The following is a 17,339-nucleotide window of genomic DNA, read 5'->3' as shown; positions in this document are numbered from 1 at the left end:
TCGGCCACGAGTGCTCGGCTAGGCGGCCCGGATCTCGGGGTCCTGGCACTCCATTGACGGCCGGTGCGGGCAGGGGCGTGGCCCCCTTGCTCCCAGGCGCAGGAAGCGGGGCAGGGCGAGGGTCACAAAACCCTCGGCCCGCATCGCGGCGATGCCGATGCGGGGCAGGTCGCGGGTGGTGCGGAAGACGATGAAGCGGGGCTCCCAGCGGGGGCGGAACTTGGCGTTGAACTTGTACAGGGACTCGATCTGGAACCAGCGGGAGAGAAACACGAGCAGCCCACGCCAGACCCGCAGCACCGGCCCCGCCCCCAGCTTCTCGCCGCGGGCGAGTGTCGAGCGGAACATCGCGAAGTTGAGCGAGACCCGGTTGACGCCCAGCTTCGGCGCGGCCAGCAAAGACGCCACGATGAGCAGCTCGTTCATCCCGGGGTCAGCCGCGCGGTCCCGGCGCATCAGATCAAGCGAGACGCCATCCGAGCCCCAGGGCACGAAGTGCAGTACGGCCTTCAGATCCCCGTACGGCCCAGGCTGCTCGTCCCGCACGTCCCGCACGGCCTGCACGTCCCGCACGGCCTGCACGTCCCGCACGGCCTGCACGTCCCGCTCGTCCCGCTTGTGCGCGGTGGCGATCAGACAGTCGCCGTCCGCCGCGTCGCCGATCCGGCCGAGCGCCATCGAGAAGCCGCGCTCGGTGTCGGTGCCGCGCCAGTCGGCCGCGGCGCGCTGGATGCGGGCCAGTTCGGTGTCGCTGAGGTCACGGACGCGCCGTACCCGGGTCTCGTACCCACCCCGTTCGATGCGCTTGACCATCTGGCGCACGTTCCGCATCGGGCGCCCGGACAGGGAGAAATCCGGGACATCCACCACCGCTTCGTCGCCCAGCTCAAGGGCGTCCAGACCGGTCTCGCGGGTCCACACCTCGCCGCCGGTCTCCGAGCAGCCCATCACGGCGGGGGTCCAGGAGTGCCGCTTGGCCTCGTCCATGAAGCGCTCGATCGCGCCCGGCCAGGCCTCCACGTCGCCGATGGGGTCACCGCTGGCGAGCATCACGCCGGAGATGACGCGGTAGCAGACGGCCGCCTTGCCGCTGGGCGAGAAGACGACGGCTTTGTCGCGGCGCAGCGCGAAGTGACCCAGCGAGTCGCGGGCACCGTGCCGGGCGAGGAGTTCGCGTAGCCGGGTTTCGTCGCTTTCGGTGAGGCGGGCCGCCGGGTGCTCGGGGCGGAACGCCAGATAGACGGTGGTGATCGCGGTGAGCAGGCCAAGCGCGCCCAGCGAGTACGCCACGGTCGTGGCCGTACGTCCGGTGTACTCGACCGGGCCCGCGAAGCCGACCAGGCCGAACAGTACGTGCGAGAGGTACTCGGCGATGCTCGGGTCGCCGACGACGTGGCGCGGGCGGGTACTCACGATGACCAGGCCCAGGCTGATCGAACCGGTGCCCACCAGCACGAAGTTGGCGAGCGCGTACCAGCGGCTGCGCGGATCGGGCAGGGAGGCGAACTCGCCGCGGTGCCGTAGCAGCAGTGCGAGCAGAACCAGCGAGATCAGGGTGCCGACGAAGGAGTTCCGGTACAGCAGCTGGGCCAGCGCACCGACCGGCAGCAGCACCACGGCGGCCCGCCAGGCCCGCCGCTTCCCACGCCGCAGCCCGTGGCCGAGCAGAAGCAGCAGGACGCCCGCGCTGATCGAGAGGGCGGCGGCGAAGGGGCCGAGTGCGCCGGGGAGCACCTCGGCGATGGCGTGCATACGGCTGTGCCGAAAGCGCGGGATCGCGCCCGCGGCGATGTCCAGCAGACCCACGATGGTGCAGGCGGTGGCGACCAGGGCGGGGACCTTCGCCGGGCTTGGACCTCGGAGTGCGCGGCGCAGCTTCCCCGGAACCTCTGCTGATATTTCCCCATCTACTCTGACAGACATCGCATCCCGTAGTTCCGCGAGAGAGCCGTAGCCCGCCCTTTATGGCGGGACAATTTGCGCTCTCTAGGACGCTCCGGACGGGAGGCCGGTTTACTCAGATCAGCCAGAACCTCAGCCAGAACCTCAGCTGGAACCTCAGCCAGAACCTCAGCCAGGACTTCGGACCGGGCAGGAAGTGCGGACAGGAACACCCCATGGGTCTCAAGAGCAACCTTGTGCTGGCACTGGCGGCTTCGCTGGCACTCCTGCTGTTCATCGGCACCGTCTGGCTGTGGCCGAGGTTCGCTGGCCGTACCTGGCGCGCCGTACTCGGCCGCGTCACGCTGCTGGCGGCCACCCAGGCGCTGGTGTTCTCCACGGTGGGGCTCTCCGCCAACAGGACGTTCGAGTTCTACGCCTCCTGGTCCGATCTCTTCGGCCAGGAGCGGCAGATGGGCGTGGTCCAGGACCACGCCGCGGGCGGTGGCGCGAGCACCCTGGTCAAGGTGCTGGGCAAGCAGCGCGTGAACCATGTGCCCGGCAGCTCCGAGCCCACCATCGGTGGCCAGATCCAGCGGGTCGAGATCTCGGGGCAGACGTCGCGGATCGCCAGCAACGCCTACGTATATCTGCCACCGGAGTACTTTCAGCCGGAGTACGAGGACCGTACCTTCCCCGCATCGGTCGTGATCACCGGCTTCCCCGGCACCGCGGAGAACCTGCTCAACGGCCTGCGCTACCCGGCAACCGCCCATGAGCAGGCCCGCAAGGGCACGATGCGGCCCATGGTCCTGGTGATGCTGCGGCCGACGGTCGCCCCGCCACGGGACACCGAGTGTGTGGACGTTCCGAACGGCCCGCAGACCGAGACGTTCTTCGCGCAGGACCTGCCCACGGCGATTTCCCGCCACTACCGGGTCGGTGAGAAACCCGAGAACTGGGGCGTGATCGGCAACTCCACCGGCGGCTACTGCGCCCTGAAGATCGCGGTGAAGCACCCCGACCGCTTCGCCGCGGGCGCCGGGCTCTCCGCTGGCTACAAGGCCCCCCAGGACCGCGACACCGGCGACCTCTTCCACGGTGACAAGCGCCTGGAGCGGCGCGCCGACCTGCTGTGGCTGCTGGACCACGAACCGCCGCCGCCCGTCTCGCTGCTGGTGACCAGCAGCAAGGAGGGCGAGGGCAACTACCGCGACACCTTGCGGCTCATCGACAAGGTGCGGCCGCCGACCCGGGTGTCATCGATCATCCTCGAGCGCGGCGGGCACAACTTCACCACCTGGCGGCGGGAGATCCCGCCTGCCCTGGAGTGGCTCAGCGGCCGCCTCTCCGCCACTTGAAGAAAGGCTCTCAGCGGCCGCTGACGGTCTCCAACTCCACCTCGCTGCGTGCGACGTCGCGCGCGTCCGCGGTGGTCGAGCGGCGCAGCGCCTCGTGCAGTGTCGCGGGGGTGAGCACCCCCAGGAAGCGGCCGTCGCCGCGCTCGTCGATGACCGCGATCCAGCCCGCGTCGTGCTGGAGCATCGTCGCGAACGCCTGCTTCAGCGGGGCGCCGACGGGCAGCCAGGCCTCCATACGGCGGGCGTGGTCGCGTACGGTCCCGGCGAGCTGGGTGTGTTCGGCGGAGATCCAGCCGTGCAGATTGTCCTCGCCGTCCAGGACGACCGCCCAGCGGGCGTCGCTGGCGCGCAGCCGTCGCGCGGCATCGGCGACCGGGTCGTCCAGGCGTACCACCGGGGGCTGTTCGAGGTCGCTCTCCTCGATGGGGGTGACCGACAAGCGCTTCAGGCCCCGGTCGGCGCCGACGAAGTCGGCCACGTACTCGGTGGCGGGAGCGCCGAGCACGGCGGCCGGGGCGTCGAACTGCTCGATGCGGCCAGCGCCGTAGACGGCGATGCGGTCGCCGAGGCGGACCGCTTCGTCCATGTCGTGGGTGACGAAGAGGACGGTCTTGCGCAGCGTCGACTGCAGTTTGCGGAACTCCGACTGGAGGCGCTCGCGTACGACCGGGTCCACGGCGCCGAACGGCTCGTCCATCAGCAGTACGGGCGGGTCGGCGGCCAGCGCGCGGGCGACGCCGACGCGCTGACGCTGTCCACCGGAGAGCTGGTCGGGGTAGCGGTCGCCGTAGACGCCGGGGTCCAGGCCGACCAGGTCGAGGAGTTCGGCGGCGCGCTCGCGGCCCTTGCCCCGCTTCCAGCCGAGCAGGTGCGGGACGGTGGCGGTGTTGTCCAGGACGGTCTTGTGCGGGAACAGGCCCACCTGCTGGATGACATAGCCGATACGGCGCCGGAGCTGGACCGGGTCGACGGTGGATATGTCCTCGCCGTCGAGGAGGATCCGGCCCGACGTGGGTTCGATGAGCCGGTTCATCATCTTCATCGTGGTGGTCTTGCCGCAGCCGGACGGGCCGACGAGGGTGACCAGTTCGCCCTCGGCGACCTCGAAGGACAGGTCGTCCACGGCGGTGGTGCCGTCGGGGTACCGCTTGCTGACGTGCTCGAACCGGATCATGACTCCCCATTGTGGTGGGTTCGCGGACCCACCATGGTGCTGCACGACGGTGGCTCTCGGCGATTGTCAGTGCTCAGGGTTAGGGTCTTGAGGAGTTGTCAGACACGCGTTCGGGACCACGCGGATTCGGGATTCCGGCGCGGGCGGGGATCGGGGGAGGTGCGGCGGGGTGAGTGAGCCCAACTGCCTGGTGGCCAATGACTGGGTGTGCGGTGAGTACCTCCGCACGCGCAGCCAGGAGCTGACTGACGCGACGGTCCAGCACCTGGGCATCACCGCGGTGTCGGTGGTGATCGGCCTGCTGATCGCGTTTCCGCTGGCGCTGTTCGCGCGTCGGCACCGCGCTTTCGCGGGCGCGGTGCTGGGGCTGACCACCGTGCTGTACGCGGTTCCGTCGCTGGCCATGTTCTCGCTGCTGCTGCCGGTGTTCGGGCTCTCTGCCGCGCTGGTCGTCACCGGCCTGGTGCTGTACTCGCTGACGATTCTCGTACGGAACATCCTGGCCGGACTCGAAGCCGTCCCCGAGGACGCGCGGGAGGCGGCGCGGGGGATGGGGTACGGCTCCTGGCGGCTGCTGTGGGAGGTCGAGCTGCCGCTGTCGCTGCCCGCGCTGTTCGCGGGGGTGCGGATAGCGACCGTCGCCACCGTCGCGATGACGACCGTGGGCGCGATCGTGGACTACGGCGGTCTGGGCGGGCTGATCATGTCCGGGCTGCAGACGGACTTCAAGGCGCAGGTCCTGGCGGCGTCGGTGCTGTGTGTCCTGCTCGCGGTCACCGCCGATCTGCTCCTTCTCGGGCTCCAGCGGTGGCTGACGCCCTGGACTCGCATACGCACGCGGCGCGCGGCTCCCACGCCGGGGCGCGCGGCGGCGGAGCTGCCCGCGGAGTCGGACGCGACGTCGGACGCGACGTCGGACGCTAAGCCAGAGGCGGCCGGGGCGATATGAACATGCTCTCGGAGGCCTACGGCTGGCTGGCGACCAGCGCCAACTGGCAGGGCGAGAAGGGCGTCTGGAACCGGCTCGGCGAGCACCTGTACTTCACCGGGACCTGCCTGCTGGTGGCCTGTCTGATCGCGCTGCCGGTCGCGCTGCTGCTCGGCCACCTCGGTAAGGGGGGCGCGCTCGCGATCAACATCTCCAATGTGGGTCGGGCGATACCCACCCTGGCGGTGCTGGTGCTCCTGACCCTCACCCCGCTGGGGAAGTACGGCGACCTGCCCACGCTGATCGCGCTGGTGCTGTTCGCCGTGCCGCCGCTGCTGACCAACGCCTACATCGGGATGCGCGAGGTGGACCGGGCGGTGGTGGAGGCGGCGCGGGGTATGGGGATGAGCGGCCGCCAGGTTTTCCTACGGGTCGAACTCCCCCTCGCGTACCCGCTGATCATGACCGGGCTGCGGTCCGCCGCGGTCCAGGTGGTCGCCACGGCCACGCTGGCCGCGATGGCGGGCCAAGGCGGCCTCGGCCGGATCATCACCGAGGGCTTCAACCTGCAGAACACGCCCCAGGTGGTGGCCGGTGCGGCCCTGGTCGCGGCGCTCGCGCTGCTGGTGGAGGGGGCGCTGGTGCTGGCGGGCAGGTGGTGCGACCCGATGCGGGGCAGAACGGCCTAGCGGCCAGCGACATGACATTCCTATGGATGGTGAGGGATATGAAGACGTTTCCGCGCGGTACGCGCATGGCCGGGACGGTGCTCGGTGCCCTGGCGCTGTCCGTAGGGCTCACCGCCTGTGGCGGCGACAGTCTGGAGGACAAGGACTCGGGCAAGGCGGGTGAGAAGGACAAGAAGGGCTCACTCGTGGTCGGCGCGGCCAAGTTCACCGAGTCCAAGGTGCTGGCGGAGCTGTACGCGCAACTGCTGAGCGACGCCGGATACAGCACGTCGATCAAGACGGTGGAGAACCGCGAGATCTATGCGCCCGCCCTGGAGAAGGGCCAGATCGATGTCATGCCGGAATACGCCGCGACCCTCGCCGAATTCCTGAACGCCAAGGAGAACGGCCCGAAGGCCCCCGAGGAGAAGCCCGTCGCCTCCAGCGACGCGGACGACACGGTGGCCGCGTTGCGGAAGCTGGCCAAGCCGCGCGGGCTGAAGGTGCTGCCGCACGGCGAAGCGGTCGACCAGAACGCTTTCGCGGTGAGTGAGCGATACGCGAAGAAGCACAACCTCAAGACCCTGTCGGATCTCGGCAAGTCGAAGCTGAAGGTCAGGATCGCGGCCGGTGACGAGTGCGAGGTCCGGCCGTTCTGCGCTCCCGGGCTGAAGGCGTCGTACGGCATCGACGTCGCCGGAATCGACCCCAAGGGCGTCGGCACCCCGCAGTCCAAGAAGGCCGTCCAGGACGGCACCGACCAACTGGTGCTGACTACGACGACGGACGCGACGCTGGACAACTACGACCTCGTCCTGCTTGAGGACGACAAGAAGCTCCAGAACGCCGACAACGTCGTCCCCGTGGTGAACGCCAAGGACGCGGGCAGCGCCGAGATAGCCGACGTACTGGGGAAGTTGACCGACACCCTGACCACCGACGACCTGATGGAACTGAATCGCAAGGTCGACGCGGAACGCGTGAAGGAGGCGGACGCGGCGAAGGAGTATCTGGAGTCCAAGGGACTGCTCAAGAAGTAGCCGCGGGACGGGCGGTGGTGGCTGTGGCGGCAAAAAACGGGGCGGATTGACGGGCGGGCCCCCGCGCCGTACGCACGCACGGTAAGTTTTTGGCCATGCCACGAGGACGCCACCGCCATTCCCCACCCCTGCACAGGCTGCTTCCCCCCTCCGGGGTCGCGGGCGCCGCCGTCGTGTGCGCGGCAGCCGCTTGGCTGTTCGCGGAACCCGTGATGATCCGCGCCCTGGCGGCGGCCGCCGCTGCCGCCGCTGTGGTGGGCGCGGTCGTGACGCGCCAGTGGGACCTACAGGCCGGAAAGCGGGTCGCGGAACTCACCCGCGCCAGAACGAGCGACGGGTGGCGGCACGAGGAGCGGACGGCCGAGCTGGAGGCCGACCTGGAGGAGTCCCGGGAGCTGCGCGGGAAACTGGAGGCCAAGCTCCGGGCCAAGCGCGTCGAGCTGGCCGCTCTGCGCACGGAGCACGCCGCGCTCCTGCGCCGGTACGCCACGGCGGAGACCGAGCGCGCCAGCGCCCTGGAGGGACGTCGGCAGCTCGCGATCGGGGCGGCCGAGCCGACTCGGGCGGCGCTGCCGCCCGCGCTCGCTGACGGCGGTGCGTCCGGCGGTGCGTCCGATGCCGCGTCAGGCGCCGCGTCCGGGGGTGGCACCTCCGGTGATGTGCCGCGCGCCTCGCTGTACGCGCGGGCCAACGACGCGCTCGACCGGCTCGCCCGGGGCGGTGCGCCCGAGCGGCGCGACGCCACGGCGGCCGAGGAGGCGGGCGCGGGGCAGGGGAAGCCCGAGGCGGTCGCCGTGCACGAGCGTGCGGCCGCCGGGCACTACACGGTTCCGGCCGCCGCGGCCGTCGTACCGCACACGCCCGTGCGGCGCGGCGTGGTGGGCGGCTTCGACTTCTTCGGTACGCAGGACGACCTCGCCGATGTGGTGGGCGAGGAGGTCATGGCCATCCATGAGGCTGAATCCCAGGCGGACCTGGCGGAGGCGTCCGCGGCGGCGGACGACGCCGACACGGCGTCCGAGGGCCCGGACGCCAAGGCGCTGCCCCCGGGCCAGCGGGTGGCGGGTCAGGTCATCGACCTGACGGAGCACGACGAGACCGAGCAGATCAACATGAGCGAGCTGCGTACCGCGATCTCGTAGGACGACAGCCCCGCCCGACGCCGACGCCGACGCCGATACCGATACCGATACCGAAGTCGCCGTCAGCCTGGCCGGTCGCCCTCCGGGTCGCCCGGCCGGTCAGTCCCGGGTGACGCCATCCAGCGGTCGGGGCGGGCCTCGCGGCGGCCCGTACGGGAGCGGTCCGCCTGCGCGGAGAGCAGCGCGGCGGCCTCGTCGGCGTCCCGCCGCCGGGCGGTGACCGTTTTGTTGGCGCCCGTGTCCACATGGACGTCCGTGATCCGGTGCTTCCGCTCCCACGGGCCCTGGGTCAGCCGTACGCTCTGCACCTTGGCGTGCGGCACGAGCGAGAGACGCCGGGTCAGCAGCCCCGTCCGGGCCACGAAGACGGTGTCGGTGACCCGTAGTCCGTACCCGCGCCACCAGACCGGCGTGACCCACCCCGCCCGGCCCGGCGCGTGGCTCAGCTCGCGCGGCACCGTCACCCCCGGCAGGACCCGGGCGACCAGCGCCTCGGCGGTGGCGCGCGGCGCCACCGGTACCAGCAGGTCATTGGACGAGCCCGCCACGGCCAGTTCCACCCGTACCCAGCCGCGCCGCCGCCACAACAGCGGCTCCACGATGTGCACCGTCTGGACCCGCCCCGGCGGCACCGTCTCGTGCAGCTTGTCGAGCAGCCCGTGGTCGATGCGGAGCCCGTCCGGGGAGCCGCCCACCGTCCAGCCGTACTCCTTCACGAACCGCCCCACGCTGCTCGCCCCGGCCATACCCAGGAGCGGCAGCCCGGTCGCGATCAGCACGCCGACGCTGTGGGTGGCCATCCAGAGCAGCGGCGGAACGATCAGTCCGGCCAGGACGAGCGCCCAGACCGACCCACTGAGCAGCAACGACACGACCAGGGTGCGCGGCTGGACGTACAGCAGATGCTCCACCGGCGCCTCACCCACCTCGTGCGCGGTCTCCGGCGCGAACCCGGCGGCGCGCGCCAGGAGTTCGGCCCGCAGCGCGCGGGCGTCCCGCTCACTCAGATAGGCCAGCTCGTCCTTGGAGTCGGTGCCGATGACGTCCATCTTGAGCTTGACGACGCCGAAGAAGCGGGCGAGCAGCGGCTGGGTGATGTCCACGGCCTGGAGCCGGTCGAGCCTGATGTGCGCGGTGCGCCGGAACAGCAGCCCGGTGCGGATGCGCAGCTCGGTGTCGGTGACCGAGAAGTGGGTGACCCACCAGCTCAGGAAGCCGTAGAGGGCCGCGAGCGGCACGACGACCCCGATGACCAAGAGCAGCGAGGTGAAGGTCATTTCGGTGAACGTGCGCTGTGCCCGGTTGGGGTCGTGCAACGCCGTACCCGCGAGCACCGCTATCGGCGCCCAGGCACGCCGAAAAGGCGTAACGGGATGCAGCCGCCGCTCCCGCCGCCCACTCTCCGACGCGGCGTCGGCCTCTGCTTCGACCGCGGCCTCTGCCTCGGCCGCAGCGTCGGCGTCGGCCCCGGCGTCTCGTACGGGATCGGGGGCGCGGGACCCGTCGGGCCGCGACGCGTCCTGGTGCTCCGACCGCGCGTCCGGCGGTGGCGTGCTCACAGGCCCGCCGATCGTGCCTCGCCCAGCTCCGTGAGCCGGTCTCGCAGCCGTTGCGCCTCTTCGGGGACCAGCCCCGGCAGGGTCGCGTCCGTCGCCGCGGCCGCCGTGTGCAGCTGCACGCTCGCCAGCCCGAACTTCCGGGCCAGCGGCCCCGACGTCACCTCCACGAGCTGCATCCGCCCGTACGGCACGACCGTCTCCTCACGCCACAACACCCCGCGCTTGATCAGCAGGTCATCGACGCGTTCCGCGTACCGCCAGGAGCGCCAGTTACGGCCGAGCAGCAGCCATCCCCAGGCCATCAGGCCCCCCGGCAGCACCGCGAACACGGCCCACACGGGCCCGGCGAACACCCCCAGCAGCACGCCCGTGGCCACGGTCAGCGGCGTCAGCCACACCACGAGCAGCAGCCTGCGCAGGCTCAGCAGAGCGCGCGGGAGCCCGATCCAGGCAGGTTCCCCGCCCGACGTGTCTGGTGTATCCGGTGTGTCCGGCATCTCCGCTGTCCCGGTCTCCATAGACCCACCCTACGTACGACAGACTGTCTCCATGACGCCCAAGACGGAGACCATGGTCGGCATCGGCGGCGCCGCGGAGAGCACCGACATGGTGCTCAACATCGGGCCTCAGCATCCGTCCACCCACGGTGTACTGCGCCTGCGCCTGGTCATCGACGGCGAGCGCATCCAGCGCGCGGAGCCGGTGATCGGCTATATGCACCGTGGCGCGGAGAAGCTCTTCGAGGCCCGTGACTACCGGCAGATCGTGATGCTGGCCAACCGCCACGACTGGCTCTCCGCCTTCTCCAACGAACTCGGTGTGGTCCTGGGCGTCGAGCGGATGCTCGGCATGGAGGTGCCCGAGCGCGCGGTCTGGACCCGGACCCTGCTGGCCGAGCTGAACCGTCTGCTCAACCACCTGATGTTCCTTGGTTCGTACCCGCTGGAACTGGGCGGAATCACCCCGGTGTTCTACGCCTTCAGGGAGCGCGAGGAGCTCCAGGCCGTCATGGAGGAGGTCTCCGGCGGTCGTATGCACTTCATGTTCAATCGCGTCGGCGGCCTCAAGGAGGACCTGCCCGCGGGCTGGCTCGGCCGGGTGCGTGACACGGTCGCGTCCGTACGGTCGCGGATCGAGGTGTACGACCGCCTCGTCCTGGGCAACGAGATCTTCCGCGCGCGCACCAGGGGTGTCGGCGTGCTGACGCCCGAGGTGGCCCACGCGTACGGAGTCAGCGGGCCGATCGCCCGTGCCTCGGGCGTGGACTTCGACCTGCGGCGGGACGAGCCGTATCTGGCGTACGGCGAGCTGCAGTCCGTACTGAAGGTGGCGACCCGGCAGGAGGGTGACTGCCTGGCCCGCTTCGAGTGCCTGCTGGAGCAGAGCCACAACTGCCTCGACCTCGCGGACGCCTGCCTCGACCGCATCGCCGAGCTGCCCCCCGGCCCGATCAACCAGCGCCTGCCGAAGGTGCTCAAGGCCCCTGAAGGGCACACCTACACCTGGACGGAGAACCCGCTCGGCATCAACGGCTACTACCTGGTCTCCAAGGGCGAGAAGACCCCGTACCGGCTGAAGCTGCGCTCGGCGTCGTACAACAACATCCAGGCACTCACCGAACTGCTGCCCGGCACGCTGATCTCCGACATGGTCGCGATCCTCGGGTCACTGTTCTTCGTCGTCGGTGACGTCGACAAATAGCCCGGCTGGTACGCCGATACCGACGCCCACGGGCTGCACCAGCCACCCGAAGTCCCCGAGCCCACCGGTCGCGGTGAGCTCGGCGGCCTCGCCCGCGCCGGACAGGCGCCGCAGATAGCCCACGGGGTTACTGGAGGCGAGCGCGAGCGGCGGCCGCGACCCGCGCACCCCGAGCCCGCGCAGCGCGTCCCGCTGTGTCAGCAGCCGCGGCGCCACGCCCGCCGCGCCTTCCACCACCGCGCCCGCACCATCCACCACACCCGCGCCCGCCTCGGCGCACGCGTCAAGCGCCACATGCGCGGTGATGTCACACGTACCGTCCGGCACCGCACGGCACTCCCGCCCCTCCCGGAAACCGGTGAGGGTCCCGAAGGCGGGCCGGTCCCCGCGCGCGTGCCCGTAGTCCACCGCGACCGCCAGCCCCCGCGTCAGCCGCCCCACCGCCGCCGCCCACGCCGCGTCCCGGGGCGCCCCGGGCTCCGCCCGCAGCCCCGGCTCATCCGACAGCGGCCACCAGCGCGCCAGCCATCGCGCGTCCGGGCCGGTCGCCGGGTCGCCCAGCGACTCCGTACCGTCGGCGCGCACCAGAACCCGGCGCGGAACCCCGGACGGGTCCACCTCCACCACGTCAACCGGTACGTTGTCGAGCCACTCGTTGGCGAAGAGCAGCCCGGTGACGCCGTCCGGGACGCCGCCGGTCCACTCGATCCGGGGATCATCCAGGTCCGCGGGGCGCGCCGCCCGCTCGACCGCGTAAGCCCGCACCCGCGTCGCCACCTCGGCGGGCAGCGCCGCGAGCACCCCCGTGACCAGCTCGCCGCGCCCCGCGCCGACATCCACGAAGTCCAGCCGGGGCGGCCGCCCCAGGGCGGTGTCCACCCGGCACAGCAGCCGCGCCACCGCCTCGGCGAACAGCCCGGACGCGTGCACTGACGTGCGGAAATGCCCTCCGGGCCCCTCGGGGCGCAGATAGAAGCCGCCCGGCCCGTACAACGCGGCCTCGGTCGCCTCCCGCCACCCGCGCCACGCACCAGACCGGTCGTTCGTCACAGCGGAAGTCACAGCGGAAAGGGTATGCGGCCCTCCACCTTGGGGAGTACGCGGCCGGGCCCCGGATCGAACCTGCGGTTGACCCCCGCACACAGGACGTATCCCTACGCTGGGTTACGTGCAGCGCTTCTATGACTTTCTCCGCAGACACCCGACGGGCGTCGACAGCTTCTGGGCCGTCGTCCTGCTGATGGTGTCCGGGGTCGGCGAGCTCTCCACGGCGGATTACGAGCACCGGGGCCCGCGGGTCCCCGCGCTGCTGGTCGTCCTTGCCCTGGCCACCGTGGTCGCGCTGCGCCGCCGCGCGCCCGAGAAGATGCTGCTCCTGGCCGCCGGGGCCGGTGTCGTCCAGCTGCTCACCGGGGTCGGGGTGATGGTGGCGGACTTCGCGATGCTGGTCGTGATCTACACCGTGGCGGCCATCGGCGCGCCCTGGGCCCGTAGGTTCGCGCTGGTCGGCGGGCTGGTCGCGGCGCCACTCGCGCAGCTGCGCTGGCCCGCCGCCGATACGGGCGCGTTCGGGAACAGCCTCTACGCGGCGCTGATGATGGTGCCGTTCGCCCTCGCCTGGGTCATGGGCGACTCGGTCCGCACCCGCCGCGCCTACTTCGCGGAGGTCGAGGAGCGCGCCACCCGGCTGGAGAAGGAGCGCGAGGCGCAGGCCAAGGTCGCGGTCGCGGCCGAGCGCGCGCGGATCGCCCGCGAGCTGCACGACGTCGTGGCGCACAACGTCTCCGTCATGGTGGTCCAGGCCGACGGCGCGGCCTATGTCCTGGACACCGCCCCTGAGCAGGCGAAACAGGCCCTGGAGACGATCTCGGGCACCGGCCGCCAGGCGCTCGCCGAGATGCGCAGACTGCTCGGGGTGCTGCGTACCGGCGAGCACGAGGAGGCCGGGGAGTACGTGCCGCAGCCCGACGTCCAGCAGATCGACGAGCTGGTCGAGCAGGTACGGGACGCCGGCGTCACGGTCGACTTCAAGATCGAGGGGACCCCGCGGCCGCTGCCCAGCGGCGTGGAGCTCACCGCGTATCGCATCGTCCAGGAAGCCCTCACCAACACCCGCAAGCACGGCGGCCCCAACGCGGGCGCCAGCGTCCGCATCGTCTACTTCGACGACGGGCTCGGCCTGCTCGTCGAGGACGACGGCAAGGGCGCGCCGCAGGAGCTGTACCAGGATGGCGGCGCCGACGGCGCCGGCCACGGACTCATCGGCATGCGCGAGCGCGTCGGTATGGTCGGCGGCACGCTGGACGCCGGACCCCGGCCAGGCGGCGGGTTCCGGATCAGCGCGCTGCTGCCGCTCAAGCCTGCCCACTGACACCTGTCATCGAGACCCCGTGATCCCCTGGAGGGACCCGCATGCCGATTCGCGTGATGCTCGTCGACGACCAGGCGCTCCTGCGTACCGGTTTCCGGATGGTGCTCGCCGCCCAGCCGGACATGGACGTCGTCGCGGAAGCGGGCGACGGCGTCGAGGCCCTGGAGCGGCTGCGCTCCACCGAGGTCGATGTGGTGCTGATGGACGTACGGATGCCGAAGCTGGACGGCGTCGAGACGACCAGCCGTATCTGCGCCCAGGACGATCCGCCCAAGGTGCTGATCCTCACCACCTTCGACCTGGACGAGTACGCCTTCTCGGGGCTGAAGGCCGGGGCGTCCGGCTTCATGCTCAAGGACGTGCCGCCGGGCGAACTGCTGGCCGCGATCCGCTCGGTGCACAGCGGGGACGCGGTGGTGGCACCGTCCACTACGCGGCGGCTCCTGGACCGCTTCTCGTCGATGCTGCCGTCGACCGGCGCGCAGCCCCAGCTCAAGGAGCTGGAGCGGCTCACCGACCGCGAGCGCGAGGTGATGGTGCTCGTCGCCCAGGGCCTGTCGAACGGTGAGATCGCGGCGCGGCTGGTGCTTTCGGAGGCCACGGTGAAGACCCATGTGGGCCGCATCCTCACCAAGCTGGGGCTGCGCGACCGGGTGCAGGTGGTGGTGCTCGCCTATGAGACGGGGCTGGTACGGGCCGGGGGCGGCGCGGCCTGAACCGGCGCGGCCTGAACTGGAGTGGCCCGAGCGGGCGCGGCCTGAGCGGGCGCGCGGCCGGGGTCAGCGGAGTACGCCCTCGATGAAGTCGCTGCCGAGCCGCGCCACCGTGGTCAGGTCCAGCTGGTGCAGGACATAGCGTCCGCGCCGCTGGGACGTGAGCAGACCGGCCTTCTTCAGCACGGCCAGGTGCCGGGATATCTCCGGCGCGCTCATGCCCAGCGCGTCCGCCAGCTCGCTGGTGGTGTGCGGGGCACGGGCCAGGAACCGGCACAACCGCATCCGCGCGGGGTGGGCCAGTGCCTCCATACGCCGCGTCAGCTCCCGTACCGACGAACGGGCGGACAACGCGGACGGGGTGACCGGATAGTGGATCACCGGCTGCCAGGCGTAGCGGGACAGCACCATCAGGTGCGGCCAGCCGAGGCTGGTCGGCACCAGCAGAAGCCCGCCGCTTCCTGTGCGGGTGTGCCCGTCGGCCAGCTTGTCGACGGACACGGTGGACGTCTTCTCGTCCAGCACGACGGCCTTGGAGGTCGCGGCCAGCGCTTCGCCGAGCCCTCGGTGCCTGAGCAGCTCGTTCTTGTGCCGGGCGTCGGCGGCGAGCTCCGGGCCGAGGCGGGCCCAGGTGTCCGCGAAGAACGCCTCGTCGCAGTCCTGCACCAGCTCCCGGAACCAGCGGCGGAGGACGGGCGGGTCATCCAGCAGCCGCCGGGTGAAGTTGAGCTGCTGCGGCCCGCGCGTCGCGGTCAGGTCCAGAGCACGCTGCCGGGCGGCGGGGTCGGTCAGCGCGTCGGGCTCGGCGACTGTGCCGTAGAAGGTCTGGCAGGTGAACTCCAGCGCGGCGGCCACGAACTGGCTGTCGCTCAGCTTGTCCAGCTGGTCGAGCTCGTCGGCGAGCGTGGCGCCCGGCAGGGCACGGCCCCCTGGTGCCCCGGCGAACGGCAGGAAGACGTCCGAGAACGACGTACGCCACAGGAACTCGGCCTCGGAGAGCCGGTCCGCGAGGCAGCAGTCCAGCCGCGTGGCGGTGGCGCTCGCCCAGCCGCGCAGGCTCGGGTGGTGGCTGGGCTCGGTCAACGCGTGCAGTGCCATGCCCAGTTCGGCCAACGGCGAGGGGGCGGCGGTGACCCGCTCGGCTGGCAGTCCGCTGATGTCGATCGTCACGCTCACGACCCCATGGTGCACCCGGGGTCTGACAACGCCCCGTCGATTGACGGCTCCCATCAATCGACGTGACCGGGGCGGGGTGCCGGGCGGAGTCTCGAAGCACCTCACCCCATCCGTACCGGAGGAACGCCATGAGCATCACCGCCCAGTTCGCCCTCGACTCCTACCGCGCCGCCCAGCACGGTGAACCCCAGCTGCCAGCGCCGGGAAGCTACGACCGAGGCCTGCTTGAGGAACTCCGCGACGCCCCCAGGGTGCCCGTACGCAAGCCCCACGGCCGCCTCCTCACCCGCCTGCTCCGGGGACGCGTTGCGTGAGCCGCTCCGGCTCGTGAGCCGCTCCCGCTGGGGCGCCGCGCCGTGCCCTCAGCCGTCCGCGCCCATCGCCGCAGAGTCCACGCGCTGGACGAAGTCCGCGACCGCGCCCCGGACGTCCTCAGCGGTCCACTCCAGCCCCGCGCCCCCCACCGTCAACTCGATACGGGACAGCCCAGGGCCGACGGCGTCCCAGTACCGGAAGAGCACGGTCTTCGTCTCCTCGGCCTGGGTGACGGCCGCCTCGTTCAGCGTCTCGGGCGGGTACGGCAGCCACACCTGGAACTCGTGGGTGTGCGGCACCTCCGGGTGCACCCGAACCCACGGCACTCCCGCCGCCGCGAACCCCTCCCGCAGTGCCTCGGCGACCACGCGCGCGTGGGCGACGTACTCCGGTAGCCGGGGCAGCTCCCGCTCCAGGCCGAGCAGCGCCGACAGCGCGGTCGGGAACTGCTGGAACACCTGCCCGCCATACCGGTGCCGCCAGGCCCGCGCCTCCTCGACCAGCGTCTCGGGACCGGCCAGTACCGCCCCGCCGAGTCCCTGCAGCGACTTGTAGAACGACACGTACACGCTGTCCGCGAGCGCGGCGATCTCGTCCAGCGGCCGCCCGAGGTGCGTGACGCACTCCCACAGCCGCGCCCCGTCGAAGTGCACCACCGCGTCCCGCTCCCGCGCGGCCTCGACGACCTCGGTCAGCTCCTGCCAGGTGGGGAGGACGAAACCGGCCTCCCTGAGCGGCAGTTCCAGCATCAGCGTCCCGAAGGGCTCGTCGAAGTCCCGTATCTCGTCCGCCGTGGGAAGCCGTGGCTCCCGGGTGGGGTGCACCGTCCGCAGCCCGCTGACCGCGCCGAAGGCACCGCGCTCGTGCTGCTCGGGGTGGGCGAGCGGATGCAGCGCGACCGTGCTGTCGCCCGTACGCCCCGCCCAGCACCGCAGGGCGACCTGCTGCGCCATGGTCCCGGTGGGGAAGAACGCGGCCGCCTCCTTGCCGAGCAGGTTGGCGACCCGGCGCTCCAGCTCTTCGACCACGCCGTTGCCGTAGATGTCGGTCACCTGGTCGAGGTCGTACACAGCGGGCGCCTCCGCCGTCAGGTGAGCGAGCCGCTCCCCGAGCGTGAGGTCGAACATCGGCTCCCACAGGGCTCGTGTGGCACCCCGCCGTGCCGCCCGTCGCCGTTCCAGTTCACTCATCCGCTGATGCTCTCGTAGGCGTCTCCGCCCCGGCCACACCTTTTGCGGATCACCTCTTGTTTCACGGATCACCTCGTGTGGATCACCTCGCTTGTGGATAACTCCGCGCTGGCCCCACCG

The 17,339-nt window shown here is 71.3% G+C and carries 16 protein-coding genes; 9 read left to right on the top strand and 7 right to left on the bottom strand.

The features are described from left to right. Positions 1-18: 18 nt before the first annotated feature. A complete protein-coding gene (locus GCN81_RS28010; protein WP_197287810.1) occupies positions 19-1,923 on the bottom strand; it encodes a phosphatidylglycerol lysyltransferase domain-containing protein in 1,905 nt (634 codons plus the stop codon). A 194-nt stretch (positions 1,924-2,117) separates the two neighbouring features. On the opposite strand from GCN81_RS28010, the gene GCN81_RS28005 reads away from it, so the two are divergent. Next, positions 2,118-3,242, top strand: a complete 1,125-nt coding sequence (locus GCN81_RS28005; protein ID WP_156727373.1) for an alpha/beta hydrolase — start codon at positions 2,118-2,120, stop codon at positions 3,240-3,242. 10 nt (positions 3,243-3,252) lie between these two features. Here the strand turns inward: GCN81_RS28005 and GCN81_RS28000 are convergent, their stop codons facing one another. Then, positions 3,253-4,416 (bottom strand): ABC transporter ATP-binding protein, encoded by a 1,164-nt coding sequence (locus tag GCN81_RS28000; protein ID WP_156727372.1) that lies wholly within the window; start codon positions 4,414-4,416, stop codon positions 3,253-3,255. 169 nt (positions 4,417-4,585) lie between these two features. Here GCN81_RS28000 and GCN81_RS27995 point away from each other — a divergent pair, with 169 nt between their 5' ends. From GCN81_RS27995 to GCN81_RS27980, 4 genes are all read left to right on the top strand, one after another. Continuing rightward, on the top strand, positions 4,586-5,365 hold the full coding sequence (locus GCN81_RS27995; protein WP_156727371.1) for an ABC transporter permease: 780 nt from the start codon (positions 4,586-4,588) through the stop codon (positions 5,363-5,365). Beyond that, on the top strand, positions 5,362-6,033 hold the full coding sequence (locus GCN81_RS27990; protein ID WP_156727370.1) for an ABC transporter permease: 672 nt from the start codon (positions 5,362-5,364) through the stop codon (positions 6,031-6,033). The genes GCN81_RS27995 and GCN81_RS27990 overlap by 4 nt, the downstream gene beginning before the upstream one ends. Before the next feature lie 38 nt (positions 6,034-6,071). Further along, entirely contained in the window at positions 6,072-7,052 is a 981-nt protein-coding gene (locus GCN81_RS27985) for an ABC transporter substrate-binding protein (RefSeq protein ID WP_231627021.1), read from the top strand. A 95-nt stretch (positions 7,053-7,147) separates the two neighbouring features. Next, a complete protein-coding gene (locus tag GCN81_RS27980; RefSeq protein ID WP_156727369.1) occupies positions 7,148-8,194 on the top strand; it encodes a coiled-coil domain-containing protein in 1,047 nt (348 codons plus the stop codon). A 62-nt stretch (positions 8,195-8,256) separates the two neighbouring features. On the opposite strand, the gene GCN81_RS27975 is transcribed toward GCN81_RS27980, so the two are convergent. Both GCN81_RS27975 and GCN81_RS27970 read right to left on the bottom strand, forming a co-directional pair. Further along, on the bottom strand, positions 8,257-9,573 hold the full coding sequence (locus tag GCN81_RS27975; protein WP_231627038.1) for a PH domain-containing protein: 1,317 nt from the start codon (positions 9,571-9,573) through the stop codon (positions 8,257-8,259). Between the two features lie 176 nt (positions 9,574-9,749). After that, a complete protein-coding gene (locus GCN81_RS27970) occupies positions 9,750-10,271 on the bottom strand; it encodes a PH domain-containing protein (RefSeq protein ID WP_156727367.1) in 522 nt (173 codons plus the stop codon). A 31-nt stretch (positions 10,272-10,302) separates the two neighbouring features. Between GCN81_RS27970 and GCN81_RS27965 the strand changes: the two genes are divergently transcribed. Continuing rightward, on the top strand, positions 10,303-11,454 hold the full coding sequence (locus GCN81_RS27965; RefSeq protein WP_156727366.1) for an NADH-quinone oxidoreductase subunit D: 1,152 nt from the start codon (positions 10,303-10,305) through the stop codon (positions 11,452-11,454). On the opposite strand, the gene GCN81_RS27960 is transcribed toward GCN81_RS27965, so the two are convergent. After that, the gene (locus tag GCN81_RS27960; protein WP_156727420.1) at positions 11,419-12,504 is read right to left on the bottom strand and encodes an SAM-dependent methyltransferase; all 1,086 of its coding nucleotides are present in this window, start codon (positions 12,502-12,504) and stop codon (positions 11,419-11,421) included. The two genes, GCN81_RS27965 and GCN81_RS27960, sit on opposite strands and share 36 nt — an antisense overlap. Before the next feature lie 118 nt (positions 12,505-12,622). Between GCN81_RS27960 and GCN81_RS27955 the strand changes: the two genes are divergently transcribed. Together GCN81_RS27955 and GCN81_RS27950 are read left to right on the top strand one after the other, a co-directional pair. Further along, entirely contained in the window at positions 12,623-13,825 is a 1,203-nt protein-coding gene (locus tag GCN81_RS27955; RefSeq protein WP_156727365.1) for a sensor histidine kinase, read from the top strand. A gap of 41 nt (positions 13,826-13,866) precedes the next feature. Then, positions 13,867-14,541, top strand: a complete 675-nt coding sequence (locus tag GCN81_RS27950) for a response regulator transcription factor (protein WP_156727364.1) — start codon at positions 13,867-13,869, stop codon at positions 14,539-14,541. Positions 14,542-14,604: 63 nt separating this feature from the next. Here GCN81_RS27950 and GCN81_RS27945 read toward each other — a convergent pair whose 3' ends face one another. After that, a complete protein-coding gene (locus GCN81_RS27945) occupies positions 14,605-15,714 on the bottom strand; it encodes a DUF5937 family protein (RefSeq protein WP_156727363.1) in 1,110 nt (369 codons plus the stop codon). 128 nt (positions 15,715-15,842) lie between these two features. Here GCN81_RS27945 and GCN81_RS27940 point away from each other — a divergent pair, with 128 nt between their 5' ends. Beyond that, positions 15,843-16,028 carry a hypothetical protein gene (locus tag GCN81_RS27940; RefSeq protein WP_156727362.1) on the top strand — a complete coding sequence of 62 codons (186 nt, stop codon included), beginning with the start codon at positions 15,843-15,845 and terminating at the stop codon, positions 16,026-16,028. Between the two features lie 48 nt (positions 16,029-16,076). Here GCN81_RS27940 and GCN81_RS27935 read toward each other — a convergent pair whose 3' ends face one another. Then, positions 16,077-17,219 (bottom strand): threonine aldolase family protein, encoded by a 1,143-nt coding sequence (locus GCN81_RS27935; protein ID WP_156727361.1) that lies wholly within the window; start codon positions 17,217-17,219, stop codon positions 16,077-16,079. Positions 17,220-17,339: the final 120 nt, after the last annotated feature.

The sequence above is a fragment of the Streptomyces apocyni genome (assembly GCF_009739465.1).
Taxonomy (GTDB): Bacteria; Actinomycetota; Actinomycetes; order Streptomycetales; family Streptomycetaceae; genus Streptomyces; species Streptomyces apocyni.
Note: the sequence above shows the minus strand (reverse complement) of the source record. Positions and strands in the feature narration are given on the sequence as shown.

Coding starts and splice junctions, on each gene's coding strand:
- GCN81_RS28010 (WP_197287810.1), bottom strand. CDS start 1,923: ATGTCTGTCAGAGTAGATGGGGAAATATCAGCAGAGGTTCCGGGGAAG.
- GCN81_RS28005 (WP_156727373.1), top strand. CDS start 2,118: ATGGGTCTCAAGAGCAACCTTGTGCTGGCACTGGCGGCTTCGCTGGCA.
- GCN81_RS28000 (WP_156727372.1), bottom strand. CDS start 4,416: ATGATCCGGTTCGAGCACGTCAGCAAGCGGTACCCCGACGGCACCACC.
- GCN81_RS27990 (WP_156727370.1), top strand. CDS start 5,362: ATGAACATGCTCTCGGAGGCCTACGGCTGGCTGGCGACCAGCGCCAAC.
- GCN81_RS27985 (WP_231627021.1), top strand. CDS start 6,072: ATGAAGACGTTTCCGCGCGGTACGCGCATGGCCGGGACGGTGCTCGGT.
- GCN81_RS27980 (WP_156727369.1), top strand. CDS start 7,148: ATGCCACGAGGACGCCACCGCCATTCCCCACCCCTGCACAGGCTGCTT.
- GCN81_RS27970 (WP_156727367.1), bottom strand. CDS start 10,271: ATGGAGACCGGGACAGCGGAGATGCCGGACACACCGGATACACCAGAC.
- GCN81_RS27965 (WP_156727366.1), top strand. CDS start 10,303: ATGACGCCCAAGACGGAGACCATGGTCGGCATCGGCGGCGCCGCGGAG.
- GCN81_RS27950 (WP_156727364.1), top strand. CDS start 13,867: ATGCCGATTCGCGTGATGCTCGTCGACGACCAGGCGCTCCTGCGTACC.
- GCN81_RS27940 (WP_156727362.1), top strand. CDS start 15,843: ATGAGCATCACCGCCCAGTTCGCCCTCGACTCCTACCGCGCCGCCCAG.
- GCN81_RS27935 (WP_156727361.1), bottom strand. CDS start 17,219: ATGAGTGAACTGGAACGGCGACGGGCGGCACGGCGGGGTGCCACACGA.